The organism is Microbispora sp. CL1-1, assembly GCF_012034195.1.
Classification (GTDB): Bacteria; Actinomycetota; Actinomycetes; order Streptosporangiales; family Streptosporangiaceae; genus Microbispora.
This window is the reverse complement of the sequence record NZ_JAATEK010000021.1, coordinates 103,293-118,884: the sequence shown is the minus strand read 5'-3', so window position 1 is coordinate 118,884 and position 15,592 is coordinate 103,293. Positions and strand designations below refer to the sequence as shown.

At 69.5% G+C, this 15,592-nt stretch carries 13 protein-coding genes; 8 read left to right on the top strand and 5 right to left on the bottom strand.

Translation table 11 applies throughout. From position 1 onward, the window contains the following. Positions 1-4: 4 nt before the first annotated feature. From gnd to dnaA, 3 genes are all read right to left on the bottom strand, one after another. Positions 5-934 (bottom strand): phosphogluconate dehydrogenase (NAD(+)-dependent, decarboxylating), encoded by a 930-nt coding sequence (gnd, locus tag HCK04_RS23860; protein WP_142649617.1) that lies wholly within the window; start codon positions 932-934, stop codon positions 5-7. A gap of 105 nt (positions 935-1,039) precedes the next feature. After that, a complete protein-coding gene (gene dnaN / locus HCK04_RS23855) occupies positions 1,040-2,179 on the bottom strand; it encodes a DNA polymerase III subunit beta (protein ID WP_142649616.1) in 1,140 nt (379 codons plus the stop codon). A 524-nt stretch (positions 2,180-2,703) separates the two neighbouring features. After that, on the bottom strand, positions 2,704-4,410 hold the full coding sequence (gene dnaA, locus HCK04_RS23850) for a chromosomal replication initiator protein DnaA (protein WP_142649615.1): 1,707 nt from the start codon (positions 4,408-4,410) through the stop codon (positions 2,704-2,706). Positions 4,411-4,845: 435 nt separating this feature from the next. Between dnaA and rpmH the strand changes: the two genes are divergently transcribed. The 8 genes from rpmH to HCK04_RS23810 all read left to right on the top strand — a co-directional run bounded on the left by rpmH (position 4,846) and on the right by HCK04_RS23810 (position 10,857). Continuing rightward, positions 4,846-4,983 (top strand): 50S ribosomal protein L34, encoded by a 138-nt coding sequence (gene rpmH, locus HCK04_RS23845; RefSeq protein WP_015772801.1) that lies wholly within the window; start codon positions 4,846-4,848, stop codon positions 4,981-4,983. Between the two features lie 61 nt (positions 4,984-5,044). Beyond that, positions 5,045-5,422, top strand: a complete 378-nt coding sequence (gene rnpA / locus HCK04_RS23840) for a ribonuclease P protein component (protein WP_079314209.1) — start codon at positions 5,045-5,047, stop codon at positions 5,420-5,422. Then, on the top strand, positions 5,419-5,733 hold the full coding sequence (gene yidD, locus HCK04_RS23835; RefSeq protein ID WP_142649614.1) for a membrane protein insertion efficiency factor YidD: 315 nt from the start codon (positions 5,419-5,421) through the stop codon (positions 5,731-5,733). The genes rnpA and yidD overlap by 4 nt, the downstream gene beginning before the upstream one ends. 4 nt (positions 5,734-5,737) lie before the next feature. Continuing rightward, positions 5,738-6,688, top strand: coding sequence for a membrane protein insertase YidC (yidC, locus tag HCK04_RS23830; protein ID WP_142649613.1), 951 nt, complete (start codon positions 5,738-5,740; stop codon positions 6,686-6,688). Positions 6,689-6,706: 18 nt separating this feature from the next. Beyond that, positions 6,707-7,201: a R3H domain-containing nucleic acid-binding protein gene (locus tag HCK04_RS23825; protein WP_142649612.1), complete on the top strand. Its 495-nt coding sequence runs from the start codon at positions 6,707-6,709 to the stop codon at positions 7,199-7,201. Positions 7,202-7,387: 186 nt separating this feature from the next. Further along, positions 7,388-8,068 carry a 16S rRNA (guanine(527)-N(7))-methyltransferase RsmG gene (gene rsmG, locus HCK04_RS23820; protein WP_142649635.1) on the top strand — a complete coding sequence of 227 codons (681 nt, stop codon included), beginning with the start codon at positions 7,388-7,390 and terminating at the stop codon, positions 8,066-8,068. Between the two features lie 322 nt (positions 8,069-8,390). Further along, positions 8,391-9,164, top strand: coding sequence for a ParA family protein (locus HCK04_RS23815; RefSeq protein WP_142649611.1), 774 nt, complete (start codon positions 8,391-8,393; stop codon positions 9,162-9,164). A gap of 706 nt (positions 9,165-9,870) precedes the next feature. Further along, a complete protein-coding gene (locus HCK04_RS23810; RefSeq protein ID WP_142649610.1) occupies positions 9,871-10,857 on the top strand; it encodes a ParB/RepB/Spo0J family partition protein in 987 nt (328 codons plus the stop codon). A 2,142-nt stretch (positions 10,858-12,999) separates the two neighbouring features. On the opposite strand, the gene HCK04_RS23805 is transcribed toward HCK04_RS23810, so the two are convergent. Then, positions 13,000-13,950, bottom strand: a complete 951-nt coding sequence (locus HCK04_RS23805; RefSeq protein WP_142649608.1) for a D-alanine--D-alanine ligase — start codon at positions 13,948-13,950, stop codon at positions 13,000-13,002. Between the two features lie 316 nt (positions 13,951-14,266). Continuing rightward, complete coding sequence (locus tag HCK04_RS23800) at positions 14,267-15,499, bottom strand: PLP-dependent aminotransferase family protein (RefSeq protein WP_142649634.1); 1,233 nt, start codon at positions 15,497-15,499, stop codon at positions 14,267-14,269. Positions 15,500-15,592 lie beyond the last annotated feature (93 nt).

Here is a 15,592-nt window from a genome sequence, read left to right as displayed (position 1 = left end):
CGCGTCAGCCCTCGACCTCGACCGGCGGGGTGACGTCGGCGCCCTTGCCGGTCTGGCCCTCGGCGGAGGCGACCGCGTGCCCGCCGAACTGGTTGCGCAGCGCCGCGACCATCTTCATCGCCGGGGAGTCGGCCTGGCGCGAGGCGAAACGCGCGTACAACGCGGCCGTGATGGCCGGCAGGGGCACCGCGTGGTCCACGGCCGCCTGGACCGTCCACCGGCCCTCGCCGGAGTCCTCCGCGTAGCCCTTCAGCTCGGAGAGGTCGGGGTCCTCCTCCAGCGCCCGCACCAGCAGGTCGAGCAGCCAGGACCGGATCACCGTGCCGTGCCGCCAGCTCTTGAACGTCTCGGGGACGTTGGTGACGGCGTCGCTGGCCTCCAGCAGCTCCCAGCCCTCGGCGAAGGCCTGCATCATGCCGTACTCGATGCCGTTGTGGACCATCTTCGCGAAGTGGCCCGCGCCCACGCCGCCCGCGTGGACGAAGCCGTCCTCGCCCTCCGGCTTGAGCGTCTCGAAGATCGGCATGAGCCGGCGGACGTGCTCCTCCTCGCCACCGGTCATCAGGGCGTAGCCGTACTCCAGGCCCCAGACGCCGCCGCTGACGCCCACGTCGACGAAGCCGATGCCGTGGGTGCCGAGGTCGGCCGCGTGCCGCTGGTCGTCCAGGTAGTGCGAGTTGCCGCCGTCGATGACGATGTCACCCTCCGACAGCAGCTCGCGCAGCTGCTCGACCGTGCTGCGTGTGGGCTTCCCCGCGGGGACCATGACCCAGACCGCGCGCGGCGCCTGAAGCCTCTCGACGAGCTCCTTCAGGCTGCTCACGTCGCTGATGGAGGGATCACGGTCGTAGCCGACGACGTCGTGCCCGCCGCGCCGCAGTCGCTCGGCCATGTTCCCGCCCATCTTGCCGAGCCCGATCATGCCGATCTGCATCTGAGCCACCCCTCAAACGTCTGCGTCGTCCACGGAGGCACGCGTACCCATGCACAAGGGGTCCATGCCCGCAGGAGATCGTACGCCCGGGGTGTTCGGGCCGTGTCAGCTGGACAGGCGGATGGGCATGATGAGGTAGCGGTAGTCCTCGCTGCCCCCGTCGTCCACAGGCTTGCCCCCGGTGAGGATGGCGGGCTTGGTCGGCGTGGTGAACTGCAGCCGCGCGACGTCGGAGTCGATCGCCCCCAGGCCCTCCAGCAGGAACTGGTGGTTGAAGGCGATGTTGATCTCGTCGCCGTCGAAATCGACCGGCAGCGCCTCCACAGCCTGTGCCTCGTCGCCGCTGCCGGCCTCCAGGACGACCTCTCCGCCGCGGAAGGCCAGCCGTACGGGGGTGTTGCGCTCGGCGACCAGCGCGACGCGCTTGACGGCCTCGACGAACGAGGCTGTGGACAGGTCCGCGCGGGCGGAGAACTCGGTGGGCAGCAGCGAGCGATATTTGGGGAACTCGGGGTCGAGCAGCCGGGTCGTCGTCCGCCGTCCGGAGCTGGAGAACCCGATCATGCCCTCGCCGGTGCCGCCGGCAGAGCTCAGCGCGATCTCGACCTCCGCGCCCGTGCCGCCCAGCGCCTTCGCCGTGTCCGCCAGCGTACGGCCCGGGATCATCGCGATGGCCTGGAAGTCCGGCTGCTCGGGCTGCCACTTCAGCTCGCGTACGGCGAGGCGGTAGCGGTCGGTGGCGGCGAGGGTCACCGTGTCGCCCTCGATCTCCATGCGTACGCCGGTGAGCATCGGGAGGGTGTCGTCCTTGCCCGCGGCGACGGCCACCTGGCCGACGGCGGAGGCGAACACGTCGCTGCCGACCCGTCCGGCGGCGGGCGGCATGGCCGGCAGGGACGGGTAGTCCTCCACAGGCATGGTGAGAAGTGTGAACCGGGCGCTGCCACAGGTGACGACGGCCTTGGCGCCGTCCACGACCAGCTCGACCGGCTGTGCGGGGAGCGCGCGGGTGATCTCGGCGAGGAGCTTGCCGGAGACCAGCACCACTCCCGGCTCTCCGGTCTGCACTTCGAGGGTCACCTCCGCGGAGACCTCGTAGTCGAAGCCGGAGAGCTTCAGCCGCTGGTCGTCGGTCACCTCCAGCCGCATGCCGGCGAGCACCGGCACCGAGGGACGGGCCGGAAGGCTCCGTGCCGTCCACGCCACGGCCTCGGCGAGCACGTCGCGATCGATCCGGAACATCACGTGGATCAGCCTCCTGGGTGTCGCTGCTTCGTCAAGTCTTCACTCTCCCGCACCTGTGCGCCTCCAGAACCCCTTCTATGGTTCTTGAGTTCTTAGGGAGAGAGATACAAGTCGTCTCATTAGGCAGTGTGGATATGTGGATGTCGAGCATTTTCGCAGCTCAGCGGAGCTGATTCATCCACTGCCGGTGTGGGGGAAACGTGGACGGACCCCCTGTGGACTGTGGGCGGCCGCGCTGTGCCCACACCCGTTCCCCAGGCGGAGTGCCCTCTGTCCACGAGTAATCCACGAGGTTTCCACCGGTTGTCCACGGGGTAAAAGGGACACCTGAGTTGTGTGTGACGTGTACGCACAGGGCGTCCCCAGGTCGTCCACGGGTATTCCCCAAACGATCCCCAGGTTCTCCCCAAAGTTGTCCCCAAGTGGGGACGGCGTGTTGGAGGGCCGGAGAGGGTGGGGGTATCGCGACGGAGCCGCCGCCGAGGGCGGCGTTTTTGATCCACAGAGTTATCCACAGCTGTGTACTAAGCGTTGCGTGCCCGCTGCTTGATCCGTGTCGTCAGCTCGTTGACCTGGTTGTACATCGAGCGCCGCTCCGCCATGAGCGACCGGATCTTACGCTCCGCGTGCATCACGGTGGTGTGGTCGCGTCCCCCGAACTGCTGGCCGATCTTCGGCAGCGACAGGTCGGTCAGCTCGCGGGCCAGATACATGGCGATCTGGCGGGCGGTGACCAGGGCGCGCGAGCGTGAGCTTCCACACAGGTCGTCGAGCGACACACCGAAGTATTCGGCGGTTGTGGACATGATGAGGGAGATGGTGATCTCCGGGCTCGCGTCCTCGCTGATGAGGTCCTTGAGGACGATCTCGGCGAGCTGGATGTCCACGGACTGCCGGTTGAGGCTGGCGAACGCGGTGACCCGGATGAGCGCGCCCTCGAGCTCGCGGATGTTGGTCGCGATGCGGCTGGCGATGTACTCCAGCACGTCGGGCGGCGCGGCCAGGCCCTCCTGGATCGCCTTCTTGCGCAGGATCGCGATGCGGGTCTCCAGCTCGGGCGGCTGGACGTCGGTGATCAGCCCCCACTCGAACCGGTTGCGCAGCCGGTCTTCCAGCGTCACGAGCTGCTTGGGCGCCCGGTCGCTGGAGATGACGATCTGCTTGCTGGCGTTGTGGAGGGTGTTGAAGGTGTGGAAGAACTCCTCCTGCGTCTGCTCCTTGCCCTCCAGGAACTGGATGTCGTCGACAAGGAGGATGTCCACAGCCCGGAAGCGGGAGCGGAACCCGTCGGCCTTGTGGTCGCGGATGGAGTTGATGAAGTCGTTGGTGAACTCCTCGGAGCTCACGTACCGCACCCGGGCGCCGTCGTACAGGCTCTGCGCGTAGTGGCCGATCGCGTGCAGCAGGTGGGTCTTCCCCAGCCCTGAGTCGCCGTAGATGAACAGCGGGTTGTACGCCTTGGCGGGGGCCTCGGCGACCGCGACGGCGGCGGCGTGCGCGAAGCGGTTGCTGGCGCCGATGACGAACGTCTCGAAGGTGTACTTGGCGTTCAGCCGGGCCGGCTCGCCGGAGGTGCGGCCACTGCGGGCGTCCCAGCGGTTCTGCCCGGGGCCGCCCGGCACAGAACCGGGTACGGCGCCTGGCACCGGGCCCGGCACGGGACCGGAGGACACGGGGCCGGATGCGGGACCGGCCACTGGGCCCGGCACCGGCTCGGGCTTGGGCGCGGCGGGCGGCTCGGGGGAGTAACCGCCGGGCCGCTGCGCGTGGTCCGGCGGGGACATGTGCTGCGGAGGCTGTGGATACTGCTGGCCCTGTGGATAATGCGGCTCGGCGTCGCGGCGGATCGGGCCGTCCTCAGCTAAGGGAAAGCGCGGAGCCTGCGGACGGGGCTGTGGATAATCTGTGGACGGCGCCTGTGGACGATGATCGGCCGGCGACGCCGCGGCGGGGTCCGAGGCGGCGGGCAGACCGGCGCCGGGATCCACCATCACGGCGATCCGCACGGGCCGGCCGAGCTCCTGCGACAACGCGTGCACGATCAGCGGGCGCAGCCGTACCTCGATGACCTCCTTGGCGAAGTCGTTGGGGGCCGCCAGGAGAATCGTGTCGTTGATGAGGCCGGAGGGCTGCGTCATCTGGAGGAACGCGCGCTGCTGCCCCGAGACGCCCTCGTCGAGCAGGGTCCTGAGCGCCCGAGCCCATACAGCGTTGAGATCGACGCCTTCCATGGCTCGGCCCCTCCTCTCGTTACGCGGCCCCGCTCGCCCGCCGCGATCCGTGTCGTTTCTCAGTCCTGTGCGCCTCGCCGCACCGGTCCTCGTCCGGCTGCCATCCACATATGATCCACACGATGTGCACAGCCCGTGCATTCTCCCCGGGCACATTCACGCTGATGGGGGGAAGGGCCGGACGGCCGACGGTAGCGGTGTGCGCAACCTGCGTTCAAGGCGTTGTCCACAGCCTAACGGCCCATGGTCGCTCGCCGTACTCGCTTGCCGTCACGTGTGCCGGTTTGACCTGACGTACGGTGGGCCCGTAACGTATCCCGGTCGGCTAATCACGCGACGGCTTTTTCGCATGCCCGCGCATCTGACGAGCCGTGACCTTGGAATGTACCGCGCCCGCGGAACGCCGCGGACGTACCCGAAGCATGGAGCCCACCCGTGAGCAAGCGTACTTACCAGCCGAACAACCGTCGCCGCGCGAAGACCCACGGCTTCCGGCTGCGCATGCGCACCCGGGCCGGCCGCGCCATCCTGGCCGCGCGCCGCCGCAAGGGCCGCGCCGAGCTGACGGTCTGACGACCAGACGCCGCCCGCCCGTGCCGAGCGGAGCGGGCGGCCATACGTCGAGGAAGGCCCGGTGCTGCCGTCCGCGTCCCGCATGCGGCGGGGTGACGAGTTCGCCGACGCGATTCGCCGTGGGCGTCGCGCCGGGCGTCCGACCCTGGTCGCACACCTGAACCTGCGTGACGCCGACGAGCCACCGCTGGTCGGCTTCGTCGTGAGCAAGGCAGTCGGTGGCGCCGTGGTGCGGAACCAGGTCAGGCGCAGGTTGAGACACCTTGTGCGGAGCCGTCTGCCACTGCTGCCGAGAGGTAGCCTTCTGGTGGTACGCGCCAATCCACCGGCCGCGTCCGCGCGCAGCGAGCACCTGGCCGCCGAACTCGACGTCGCGCTGAGTCGTTTACTCCGGCGGCGTGGGTCCGATTCCCGGACCCCGACGGATGGACGGTCATGACAGCGCAGCAACCGACTCCGGCCGCGACGGCCGGGGAGGCCGATCGGCCCGCGACCGGGCCGGTCGCTCGCGTGCTGCTCGCGATCATCCGGTTCTACCGTGCCTTCATCAGCCCGATGCTGGGGCCGAGGTGCCGGTTCGAGCCGTCCTGCAGCGCCTATGGTCTGGAAGCCGTCGCCGTTCATGGAGCGGCGCGCGGGGCATGGCTGACCGTCAGGCGTATCGGACGGTGTCACCCGTTCCATCCTGGAGGTTTCGACCCGGTGCCCCCACGCCGAGTCCGGTCTCACGACGAAACGCAAGGGAGCTAGCTCGGTGGAGCTGCCATTCCTGAATTGGCTGTATACGGCGGTGGCCTGGGTGATCACCCAGATCCACGCCGGCTACAGCACTTTCATCCCCTCCAGCAGCGGTCTCAACTGGGCGCTGACCATCATCACGCTGACCGTGCTGATGCGTCTGCTGATCTTCCCGCTCTTCATGAAGCAGATGCGCTCGTCGCGCAAGATGCAGGAGCTGGCGCCCAAGGTCCAGGAGCTGCGCAAGAAGTACAAGAACGACAAGCAGCGCATGAACCAGGAGGTCATGCGGCTGTACCAGGAGGCCGGGGCCAACCCGCTCGGTGGCTGCCTCCCGATCGTCGCGCAGTTCCCGATCTTCATCTCGATGTTCACCGTGCTGCGGGCCATCGCCGAGGACCGGGCCGTATTCGGCATGACCAAGGAGCTGGTGAACAGCGCGCGTGCCGCGCATGTCCTCGGCGCGCCGCTGGCCGCGAAGTTCTTCGACAGCGCCGAGGTCATCCGGAGCCTCGGCGCCCAGCCGGTGACGACGAAGATCGTCCTCGCCTGCTTCGTGGCCATCAGCTCGTGCACCACGTTCCTCACCGTCCGGCAGAGCGTGAAGCGTTCGATGGCGCAGATGCCGGACAACCCCATGGCGCAGCAGCAGAAGATCCTGATGTACATCTCGCCGCTGTTCGCCGTCTTCAGCCTGAACTTCCAGCTCGGTCTGATCCTCTACTGGGTGACCACCAACCTGTGGACACTCGGCCAGCAGCACTGGTTCTACAGCCGTCACCCGATGCCGGTCGTGGACGAGAAGGGCAACATCACCACTCCCGAGCCGACGAACGGCATCTTCACCAAGCTGGTGGGAAAGCCCAAGGCGCCGGCGCAGCCTGAGCCGGAACCCGCCCCCAAGATCGTCCGTCAGCAGCCGACGCGCCAGCCCCGCAGCAAGCGCACCGGCAGCAAGAAGTCGTAGGAGAAGGAGAGTCCGGACGTGACCGAAGCTGAGGAGACCCTCAAGCCTGCTCCCGACATCGAAGCCCTGGAACAGGAGGGCGAGATCGCGGCGGACTACCTGGAGGGCCTGCTCGACATCGCCGACCTGGACGGCGACATCGACATGGACGTCGAGGGAGACCGTGCCGTGGTCTCGATCGTCGGCGTCAAGGGCGATGAGCTCGTGGGACCCGGCGGCGAGGTGCTGGAGGCGCTGCAGGAGCTGACGCGCCTGGCCGTGCACCGTCAGACGGGGGAGCGTTCGCGGCTCATGCTCGACGTGGGCGGCTATCGGGAGCGGCGCCGTGCCGAGCTCACCAAGGTGGGCACCGCGGCCGCCGAAGACGTCAAGCGCACCGGCGAGCCGAAGGCGCTCAAGCCGATGACGCCGTTCGAGCGCAAGATCGTTCACGACGCGGTCGCCGCGGCGGGCCTGCGCAGCGAGTCCGAGGGCGAGGAGCCCCGCCGCTTCGTGGTGGTCCTGCCCGCCTGACCGCTCTCACAGTTCCGACAGTTTCGACGCGGGGAAGCCGCCGGTCCCGACATCCGGGACCGGCGGCTTTTCCGTCCTGTACGTCCCTTCCCGCCCTCCCGCTCTGGCCGGGTCCGCACCGCAGGCCGTCGCCGAGAGGGAAGGACGGTTACCCTTGGCCAAGAGCGTTCCTGGATGAGTGAAGTGATGACGGAGAGCAACGAGCTGCCCGAGGCGCCCCCGGTGGCCCGGGAGATTTTCACCGGCGAGGCGTTGGAGCGGGCTCGGGTGTTCGCCGAGTTGCTCGCCGGGCCGGGCGTGGTGCGGGGACTGCTGGGGCCGCGCGAGGTGCCCCGCATCTGGGACCGGCACCTGCTGAACTGTGCGGTCGTGGAGGAGGCGGTCCCGCCGGACTCGACGCTGATCGACATCGGCTCGGGCGCCGGCCTGCCCGGCCTTGTGCTCGCGATCGTCCGGCCCGACGTGACGGTGACGCTGCTGGAGCCGCTGCTGCGTCGCACCGTGTTCCTGTCGGAGTGCGTCGAGGCGCTCAAGCTCGACAACGTGGAGGTGCTGCGCGGGCGGGCCGAGGAGCTCGCCGGCAAGCGCGTCTTCGACGTGGCGACGGCGCGGGCGGTCGCGCCGCTCGACCGTCTGCTGTCGTGGTCGATGCCGCTGCTACACGAGGGCGGGGAGTTGCTCGCGATGAAGGGGGAGCGGGCACAGGAGGAGCTGGACGCCGCCCGCCCCCGGTTGGATTCGTTCGGCGTGAGGCACGTCGAGTTGGCCACAGTGGGGCGCGGTAGGGTCGAGCCGCCCGCGACCCTCGTTCGCGTCGTCGCCGGACGATCTCCGCGAACGGAAACGCGGAGGCGACGAAAGAGGTGAGCCGGTGGCGGACGCCGGATCAGGCGGTGTGACAGCGGGCCTGGGTTGGCCGGAGACTCGGCTCCCCCTACGCTGGGAGATCGCGACAGCAGGCCGGTCCTCCGGGGTGGGCTGGCCTCGTCCCCCTGTCTCGCCGGTCGAAAGGACGACGACCGTGTCCCAGACCCCCCTTAACCCTGGCGATTCGCCGCTGGTACGAGAGGCACTGAGTTCTGTGGTTTCACGTGAAACAGCCGCCACGCCCCCGCAGGCGGCTGCGCCTTCCGTCGGTTACTCGACGCGCGACGAGGGGTCCTGGCCCCGGCCTTCCCGGTGTCGCGTGATGACGGTGGCCAACCAGAAGGGCGGCGTGGGGAAGACCACTACGGCGGTCAACCTCGCGGCAGCGCTGTCCATGCACGATCAGCGCGTTCTCGTGGTCGACCTCGACCCGCAGGGCAACGCGTCTACGGCGTTGGCGACCGAACACCGGTCCGGGATGCCGTCGGTGTACCAGGTGCTCGTGGACGACATGCAGCTGTCGCAGATCGTGAAGCCGGTCCCCGACATGCCCAACCTGTTCTGCGCTCCGGCGACGCTCGACCTTGCGGGCGCGGAGATCGAGCTGGTTCCGATGGTCGGCCGGGAGACCCGTCTGCGGCGGGCGCTCGCCTCGTTCGACTCGATGGAGTTCGACTACATCCTCATCGACTGCCCGCCGTCGCTGGGCCTGCTGACCGTGAACGCCATGGCGGCGGCGCAGGAGGTGCTGATCCCCATCCAGTGCGAGTACTACGCCCTGGAAGGGCTCACACAGCTCCTGCAGAACGTGGAGCTGGTGCGCGCCCACCTCAACCAGACGCTGTCGGTCTCCACCATCCTGCTCACGATGTACGACGGGCGCACCCGGCTCGCCTCTCAGGTGGCCGAGGAGGTGCGCTCCCACTTCGGAGACACCGTGCTCGACGCCGTCATCCCCAGGAGCGTCCGCGTCTCCGAGGCCCCCAGCTACGGCCAGTCGGTCATGACGTACGACCCGGGTTCGAGCGGGGCACTGGCCTACATGGGCGCCGCTCGCGAGATCGCCTACCGTGCGGCGGCCCTCACCGGCGCTTGACAGAGCCCGCACAGACGGCAGGAGAGACGGCGGCGTGTGGACGAGCACGCGCCGGCGAAGCGTTCCCGGCCCCGGCGCAGCCAACGCGCCGGGGCAACCCCGGAGAGACAGCACCGGCGCGAGGCGCCACAACGGCACCCGCTGCTGTGCCGTGACGCCCTGGGCGGCCACAGCCGCCGCATGTGCCGGCTGTGACAGACAAGGGTTCAGGCATCTGATGGCATCGGGACGTTCACGGATTCGAGCGCCACAGACTTAGGGACGCTGCTCTGGCGGGGGACGTCGGTTTGGCCCAGCCCGCCGACGACGGCTTACAGAGCCGGCGGTCGACCGGCTTCTCCGGATGTCGGTGTCTAGGACCTCACTGCGCTGGAAGCAACCTCCGCTCCTCGCGAAGCCTGCTCCACCCGCGCGAATTCCTCGCGAAATCCGCTCCGCTCCACCCACAGAAATTGCTCGCAGGCCCGGAACTTGCCTGGGGTCAGGTCTGGGCCTGCGCTGCGGTCCTCGATCTCTTCCGCTCCGCTCCTTACGTACGACCCCACACGCTGCTGTTCGGCGGTGGGCTGTCCACAGCTGGGACGCGCGTCGACTCATGGCGGGGCTTCGCAGCGGTACTCTCTCCTGGTGTGTGCGTGCCGGTGCCCAGTGACCGCGAGTCGCTGGGCATTGGCTTCTGTGCGGGTGCGGGCGTGAAGGAGCAGCGGTGAGCCAGCAGCGTCGGGGACTGGGCAAGGGTCTTGGGGCACTGATCCCCACGGGACCGATCGTCGATCCGGCGTCCACGGCGAGCGCTCCGCCTCTCGGTCTCCAGCCGACCGCGCCGGGCACGCCGGCGACGGGCCTGCGTCCGGTGGAGGGCGCCTACTTCCAGGAGATCGAGGTCGACTCCATCTCCCCGAACCCACGGCAGCCGCGAGAGGTGTTCGACGAGGACCGGCTCGACGAGCTCGCGGCGTCCATCAAGGAGGTCGGCCTGCTGCAGCCGGTCGTCGTCCGCGCCGTGGAGGACGGCCGTTTCGAGCTCATCATGGGGGAGCGGCGGTGGCGCGCCTCGCAGATCGCGGGGCTCGACCGCATCCCCGCGATCGTCCGGAGCACCCAGGACGACGAAATGCTCCGCGAGGCGCTGATCGAGAACCTCCAGCGGGAGCAGTTGAACGCTCTGGAGGAGGCGGCGGCCTATCAGCAGCTTCTGGACGACTTCGGAGCCACTCACGAGGTGCTGGCCAAGAAGGTCGGACGGTCGCGCTCGCACATCAGCAACACCCTGCGACTGCTGAACCTTCCTCCCGAGGTGCAGCGCAGGCTGGCGGCCGGGATCATCAGTGCCGGGCACGCGCGGGCGCTGCTGGCGTTGAACGACCCCGCCGCCCAGGAGCACCTGGCGACCCGGATCGTGGCCGAGGGGCTGTCGGTCAGGACCGTCGAGGAGATCGTTGCTCTGGGCGAGGCGACCGCGGGGCCGGCTCCACGCAAGCCCCGGGCGAAGAAGCCGACCGCCCCGGCACTGCGCGATCTGGCGGATCGCCTCTCGGACCACTTCGAGACGAAGGTGAAGGTCGATCTCGGCAGCCGGAAGGGTCGCATCGTGGTCGAGTTCTCCACGATCGACGACCTGGAGCGCATCATCGACACGATGGCACCGGATGCCGCCCACGCGATGCGCAGCAGGGGCATCACAGCGGAGTGACCGCAGCGCCTGCGGCAGGAAGACCGCGCCCCCATGGTCCTGGGGGCGGCGAGGGCGGCATCCAGGTGGGTGCTGCCCTCGCGGCGTTTCCGGCCCAGGCGCAGGCAATGGCCGTCACTGCACACCCACCGATGCCGCCGCACCCGCCGCAGCAGCTACAGGCACCCTGCCGCAGGTTTCACGTGAAACATCGCGCCCCGGCGCCCCCGTAAATTGAGCCTGAGGTCGTGTGTCGCCCCCATTGCAGCAGGCTCGCAGCCCGTCCGCTCACCGGCCTCCTGGACAACCGGCCGTCTCCGGCGGCCATGGCCTTCCTTTGAGGTACGTGCGTGGCCACGTCGCGTGCGCACACCTCGGCCGTGGCGGGCGACAGATGCGAGCTCTCGTCGCCCGCACCAATGCCTGACCATGCCCCGCTGTGCTCCTGGCAGATTGCCGACCGGGCTTCCCGGGCGCTCACACGGGTTGGCCGGCCGTAGGAGGCCAACCGCATGGCTGTGCCCGTGCCCTCCGGCAGCCGGCCGCTCGTTGATCGGCGCCGGGTAATGGGATCTCCACGGGCCTCAGCGCAGGTGCCGACGGCGAGCACGGCGGTCGCCTTGGGCGTGAGGCGGTCGAGCCACTCGCTGGTGGTCATCGGCTGACCGGTGTCGGGGCTGGATCGGTCACTGCGCCGGAAGGAACCTCCGGTCCTCGCGAAGCCCGCTCCGCTGGGCCTTCGCTGCGGTCCTTGCTCCCTTCCGCTCCGCTCCCTCCACCCGGTGAACGTAGACGGCGTACTGACGTACGTCCATTCGAGCCGCCCTGGCGGGGCCGACGGGGTTGATCGGCGCCCGAGAGCGGAGTAGAGCAGAGCAATCGCCTCCTGCGGTGAGGTCTCCACGAGGTACGCCCCGGCCCGGCCGCCACGGCGCCCGGGAGCCTCTGACGACACGCCTCGGGCCGTTCGGTGTCGTCCCCCGAACCTCGCCGGACGCCCATGGTCGAGATCATCCCAAGCCACCTCGGCGGCCCTGAGAGTTCCTACGCCTGACGAGTCCTGCACCAGCGACCCGACGCCTTGTTCGAGCGCCCCAGCGCAAGAGTCAGACGCATCTCCCGGCTGCCGAGGCGGGGACGGACGGCCGCCGGTGTGCCGGGCCCGATGGGAGGGGGCGTGGGCTCGGGGAGGCAGCGTGGACCCGGGGGAGAAGGCTAGGAGGAGAGGGGCGGCCCTTCGTGTCTGCTTCCGATGGGCCGCCGCGGAAACCTACTCCGTCGTTCCTGCTGCTCGTCGCCGTGCCCAACGCTCTCGTCCTGGCCGGGTAATCGGCCTGTGGCGGCGGATGACGCGCGGCACGCTCGACCGGGACGAACTGGAGGTGCGTTGACGGCGGCGGCGATCGCCGAACCGCTCGTGTACGTGCAAGCAGATCATGCGCAACATCCACGTCGATCGGACAGCGTCGACCAGCCGACGATGCCCAGGGGGCACTGGAGCCTCGATGCCGAGCGGCAAAGGTGTCGTGACGGAGTTGCCAAGTGGTGGCGGGGTCGTAGGTGGTGTGAGTGTTGTGGCGGCCGTTCAGGGGGATGCCGTCGAGGGCGGATAGGCGCGTCAGCTTCGTCGGGGCCGCCCCTGGAGTCCGTGCGTCAACCATTGTCCGGGCTAGGGAGCGGAGCGGAAGGGAGTGAGGACCGCAGCGAAGGCCCAGCGGAGCGGGCTTCGCGAGGACCGGAGGTTCCTTCCGGCGCAGTGACCGGAACCCGGCCAAGGATCACACTGACTCCTTCGGCTGCCCGCCCCCATGCAGACCGATCCTGAGACCGTTCTCACGACTCCAACCCAGGCCAACCCGCCCCGGCCAAAGAACCTCGCGCGCCTTACCGGCGGCGCACCGAAGCCAGACCAACCCTGCGACGGTGCTCATGACCACGAGGCACCCAGCTCGCCCCCCGGCCAGCGCCCCGTAGACTCCCGTCGCGCCGTCCTCACCGCTCCAGGGCATACCAACCTGCCCTGGCCAGGGACCGCGCGGACCCCGCCGATCACACGCCTGCGCCGCCGTCTTCACTGCCCCAGGCAGACGCCCCCAAGGCACACCAACTCCCCCTCTAGGACTTGCCTGGAGGGGGGAGTGTTTCACGTGAAACGGAGGCGGATCAGCCTCGGGCGGCGGCGAGCTCCAGGAGTCCCTTGCAGAGCGTGCCGAGATCGCGGCCAGCGGCCTCCGCCGCCATGGGCAGCAGAGAGGTCTCCGTCATGCCGGGGGCCACGTTCACTTCGAGGAAGTACGGCTTGCCGTCGGCATCGACGATGATGTCGGTGCGGGAGATGTCGCGCAGGCCGAGCGCGGTGTGGGCGGCGACCGCCATGCCGGCACACGCCTCGGTGACCTCGGGAGAGAGCCGGGCTGGTGCGAAGAACTCCGTCTGCCCAGCGGTGTAGCGGGCGGCGTAGTCGTACACGCCGCGGTCGGGCACGATCTCCACGGGCGGCAGGGCGACCGGTCCGTCGCCGAGATCCACCACGGAGACCGACACCTCCACGCCCTGGATGTACCGCTCGATGAGCGCGGTGTCGCCGTATGCGAAGCAACCGACCATCGCGGCGGGCAACTCCTCCGCTGTGCGCACCATGGAGGCGCCCAGCGCGGACCCGCCGCGCGAGGGCTTCACGAAGAGCGGCAGGCCGAGCTGGTCGATGATGCGGGCGAGCACGGCCGTGGCGCCGAGATCGTGGAACGTCTCCTTGGGCAGCGCGACCGAGTCGGGTGTGTTCAGGCCCCAGGAGCGGACGACCGCCTTCGCCGTGGGCTTGTCGAAGGCGACCCGGCAGGCGTCCGGTGTCGCACCGACGTAGGGCACGCCGAGCAGTTCCAGCACCGAGCGGATCGCGCCGTCCTCGCCGGCGCCGCCGTGCAGGGTGACGAAGACGGCGTCCGGCGGGTCCGCCAGCACGCCGGGCACGAGGGTGGCGTCGGCATCGCGGGTCTCCACGTCCACACCGGCGGCCCGCAGCACCTCGGCGACGCGGCGTCCGGAGCGGATGGAGACCTCACGCTCGTAGGAGAGCCCTCCCGCGAGGATGAGCACGTGGCCCAGGTCGCTCATCACGCCTCACCGCCCATGCGCTCCACCACGGCGCCGATCGCGGTCCGGCGGTGATTCGTCGTTTCGCCTGGCCCGAGTCGCGTCCCCCTCCACGGACGCGCGGGGGGCGATCCTTGGGTCATCGTTCGCTCGCTCACGAAGAGGGCCTTTCTCGCCTCGACAAGTCAGTACGGCCAGCCTGAACAGGCTAGTGCCCCGCCCGCGCCGCCGCGTCGTCGCGTCAGGTCTCAGACGAGGTCGCACTTGTGCCGGAGCCGCCCATGAGCGGTGCCATGGGCGGCTCCTCCGTCACGTTGGGGCAGCGGCCGTACCGTGTCTAGGCGAGATCCGGGCCGGGAGTGTCGACGCCGGAGCGCCCCGGTGTGGAGCCCGTGCCGAACGTGTCCCGAAGCCGCAGCTCCTGCTCGATCACGCCGGCCAGGCGGCGCACGCCCTCCTTGATGCGCTCGGGCTCCGGGTAGCAGAACGACAGGCGCATGTTCCGCGAGCCGCCGCCGTCGGAGTAGAAGCCGGTGCCGGGCACGAACGCGACCCGCTCGGCGACCGCGCGGGGGAGGATCGCCTTGGAGTTGAGCCCCTCGGGGAGGGTCATCCAGACGAAGAACCCGCCGGCGGGGCGGGTCCATGTGCAACCGGGCGGCATGAGCACGTCGAGCGCGCCGAGGAGCGCGTCGCGCCGCTCACGGTAAAGCTCGCGGAACGACTTGATCTGCTCCCGCCACGGCTGCGTGGCGAGGTACTGCCCGACGGCGAGCTGGGTGAAGGACGAGTGCGACAGCACCGCCGACTCCATGGCCAGCACCAGTTTGTCGCGTACGGCGTGCGGGGCGAGGGCCCAGCCGACGCGGAAGCCGGGGGCGAGGGTCTTGGAGAACGAGCCGAGGTAGACCACGCCCTCGGGGTCGTCGGCCCGCAGCGCCCGCATCGGTTCCCCGTCGAACCCGAGCAGGCCGTACGGGTTGTCCTCCACGACGAGGACACCGGCGCGGCGGCAGATCTCCAGCACCTGGCGGCGGCGCACCTCGTTGAGCGTGACGCCGGCCGGGTTCTGGAAGTTGGGGATCGTGTAGAGGAACTTGATCCGGTTGCCGGCTGCCTGGAGCGCGTAGATGGTCTGCGCGAGGGCTTCGGGGATGAGGCCCTGGTCGTCCATCGCGATGTGCACGACCTTGGCCTGGTAGGCGCTGAACGTCCCGAGCGCGCCGACGTACGAGGGTCCCTCGGCGAGCACGACGTCACCGGGGTCGATGAAGATCCGGGTGATCAGGTCGAGCGCCTGCTGCGAGCCCACCGTGACGACCACGTCGTCCGCGTTCGCCTCGATGCCCTCCATGCGCATGACCTCGCAGATCTGCTCGCGCAGGGCGGGGTCGCCCTGCCCGGAGCCGTACTGCAGGGCCACGGAGCCGCGCGAGGCGACCAGGTCGGCGACGAGCTCGCTGACGAGGTCGAGGGGGAGCGCGTTCACGTACGGCATGCCGCCGGCGAGCGAGACCACCTCGGGCCTCGACGCGACGGCGAAGAGAGCTCGGATCTCGGAGGCGACCATCCCGGCAGCGCGGGCGGCGTACCTGTCGACGTAGGCGTCAATGCGCGACCCATGAGTCGCGTTCGTCCGACCGTGATCAAGCTCTTGTGCCAC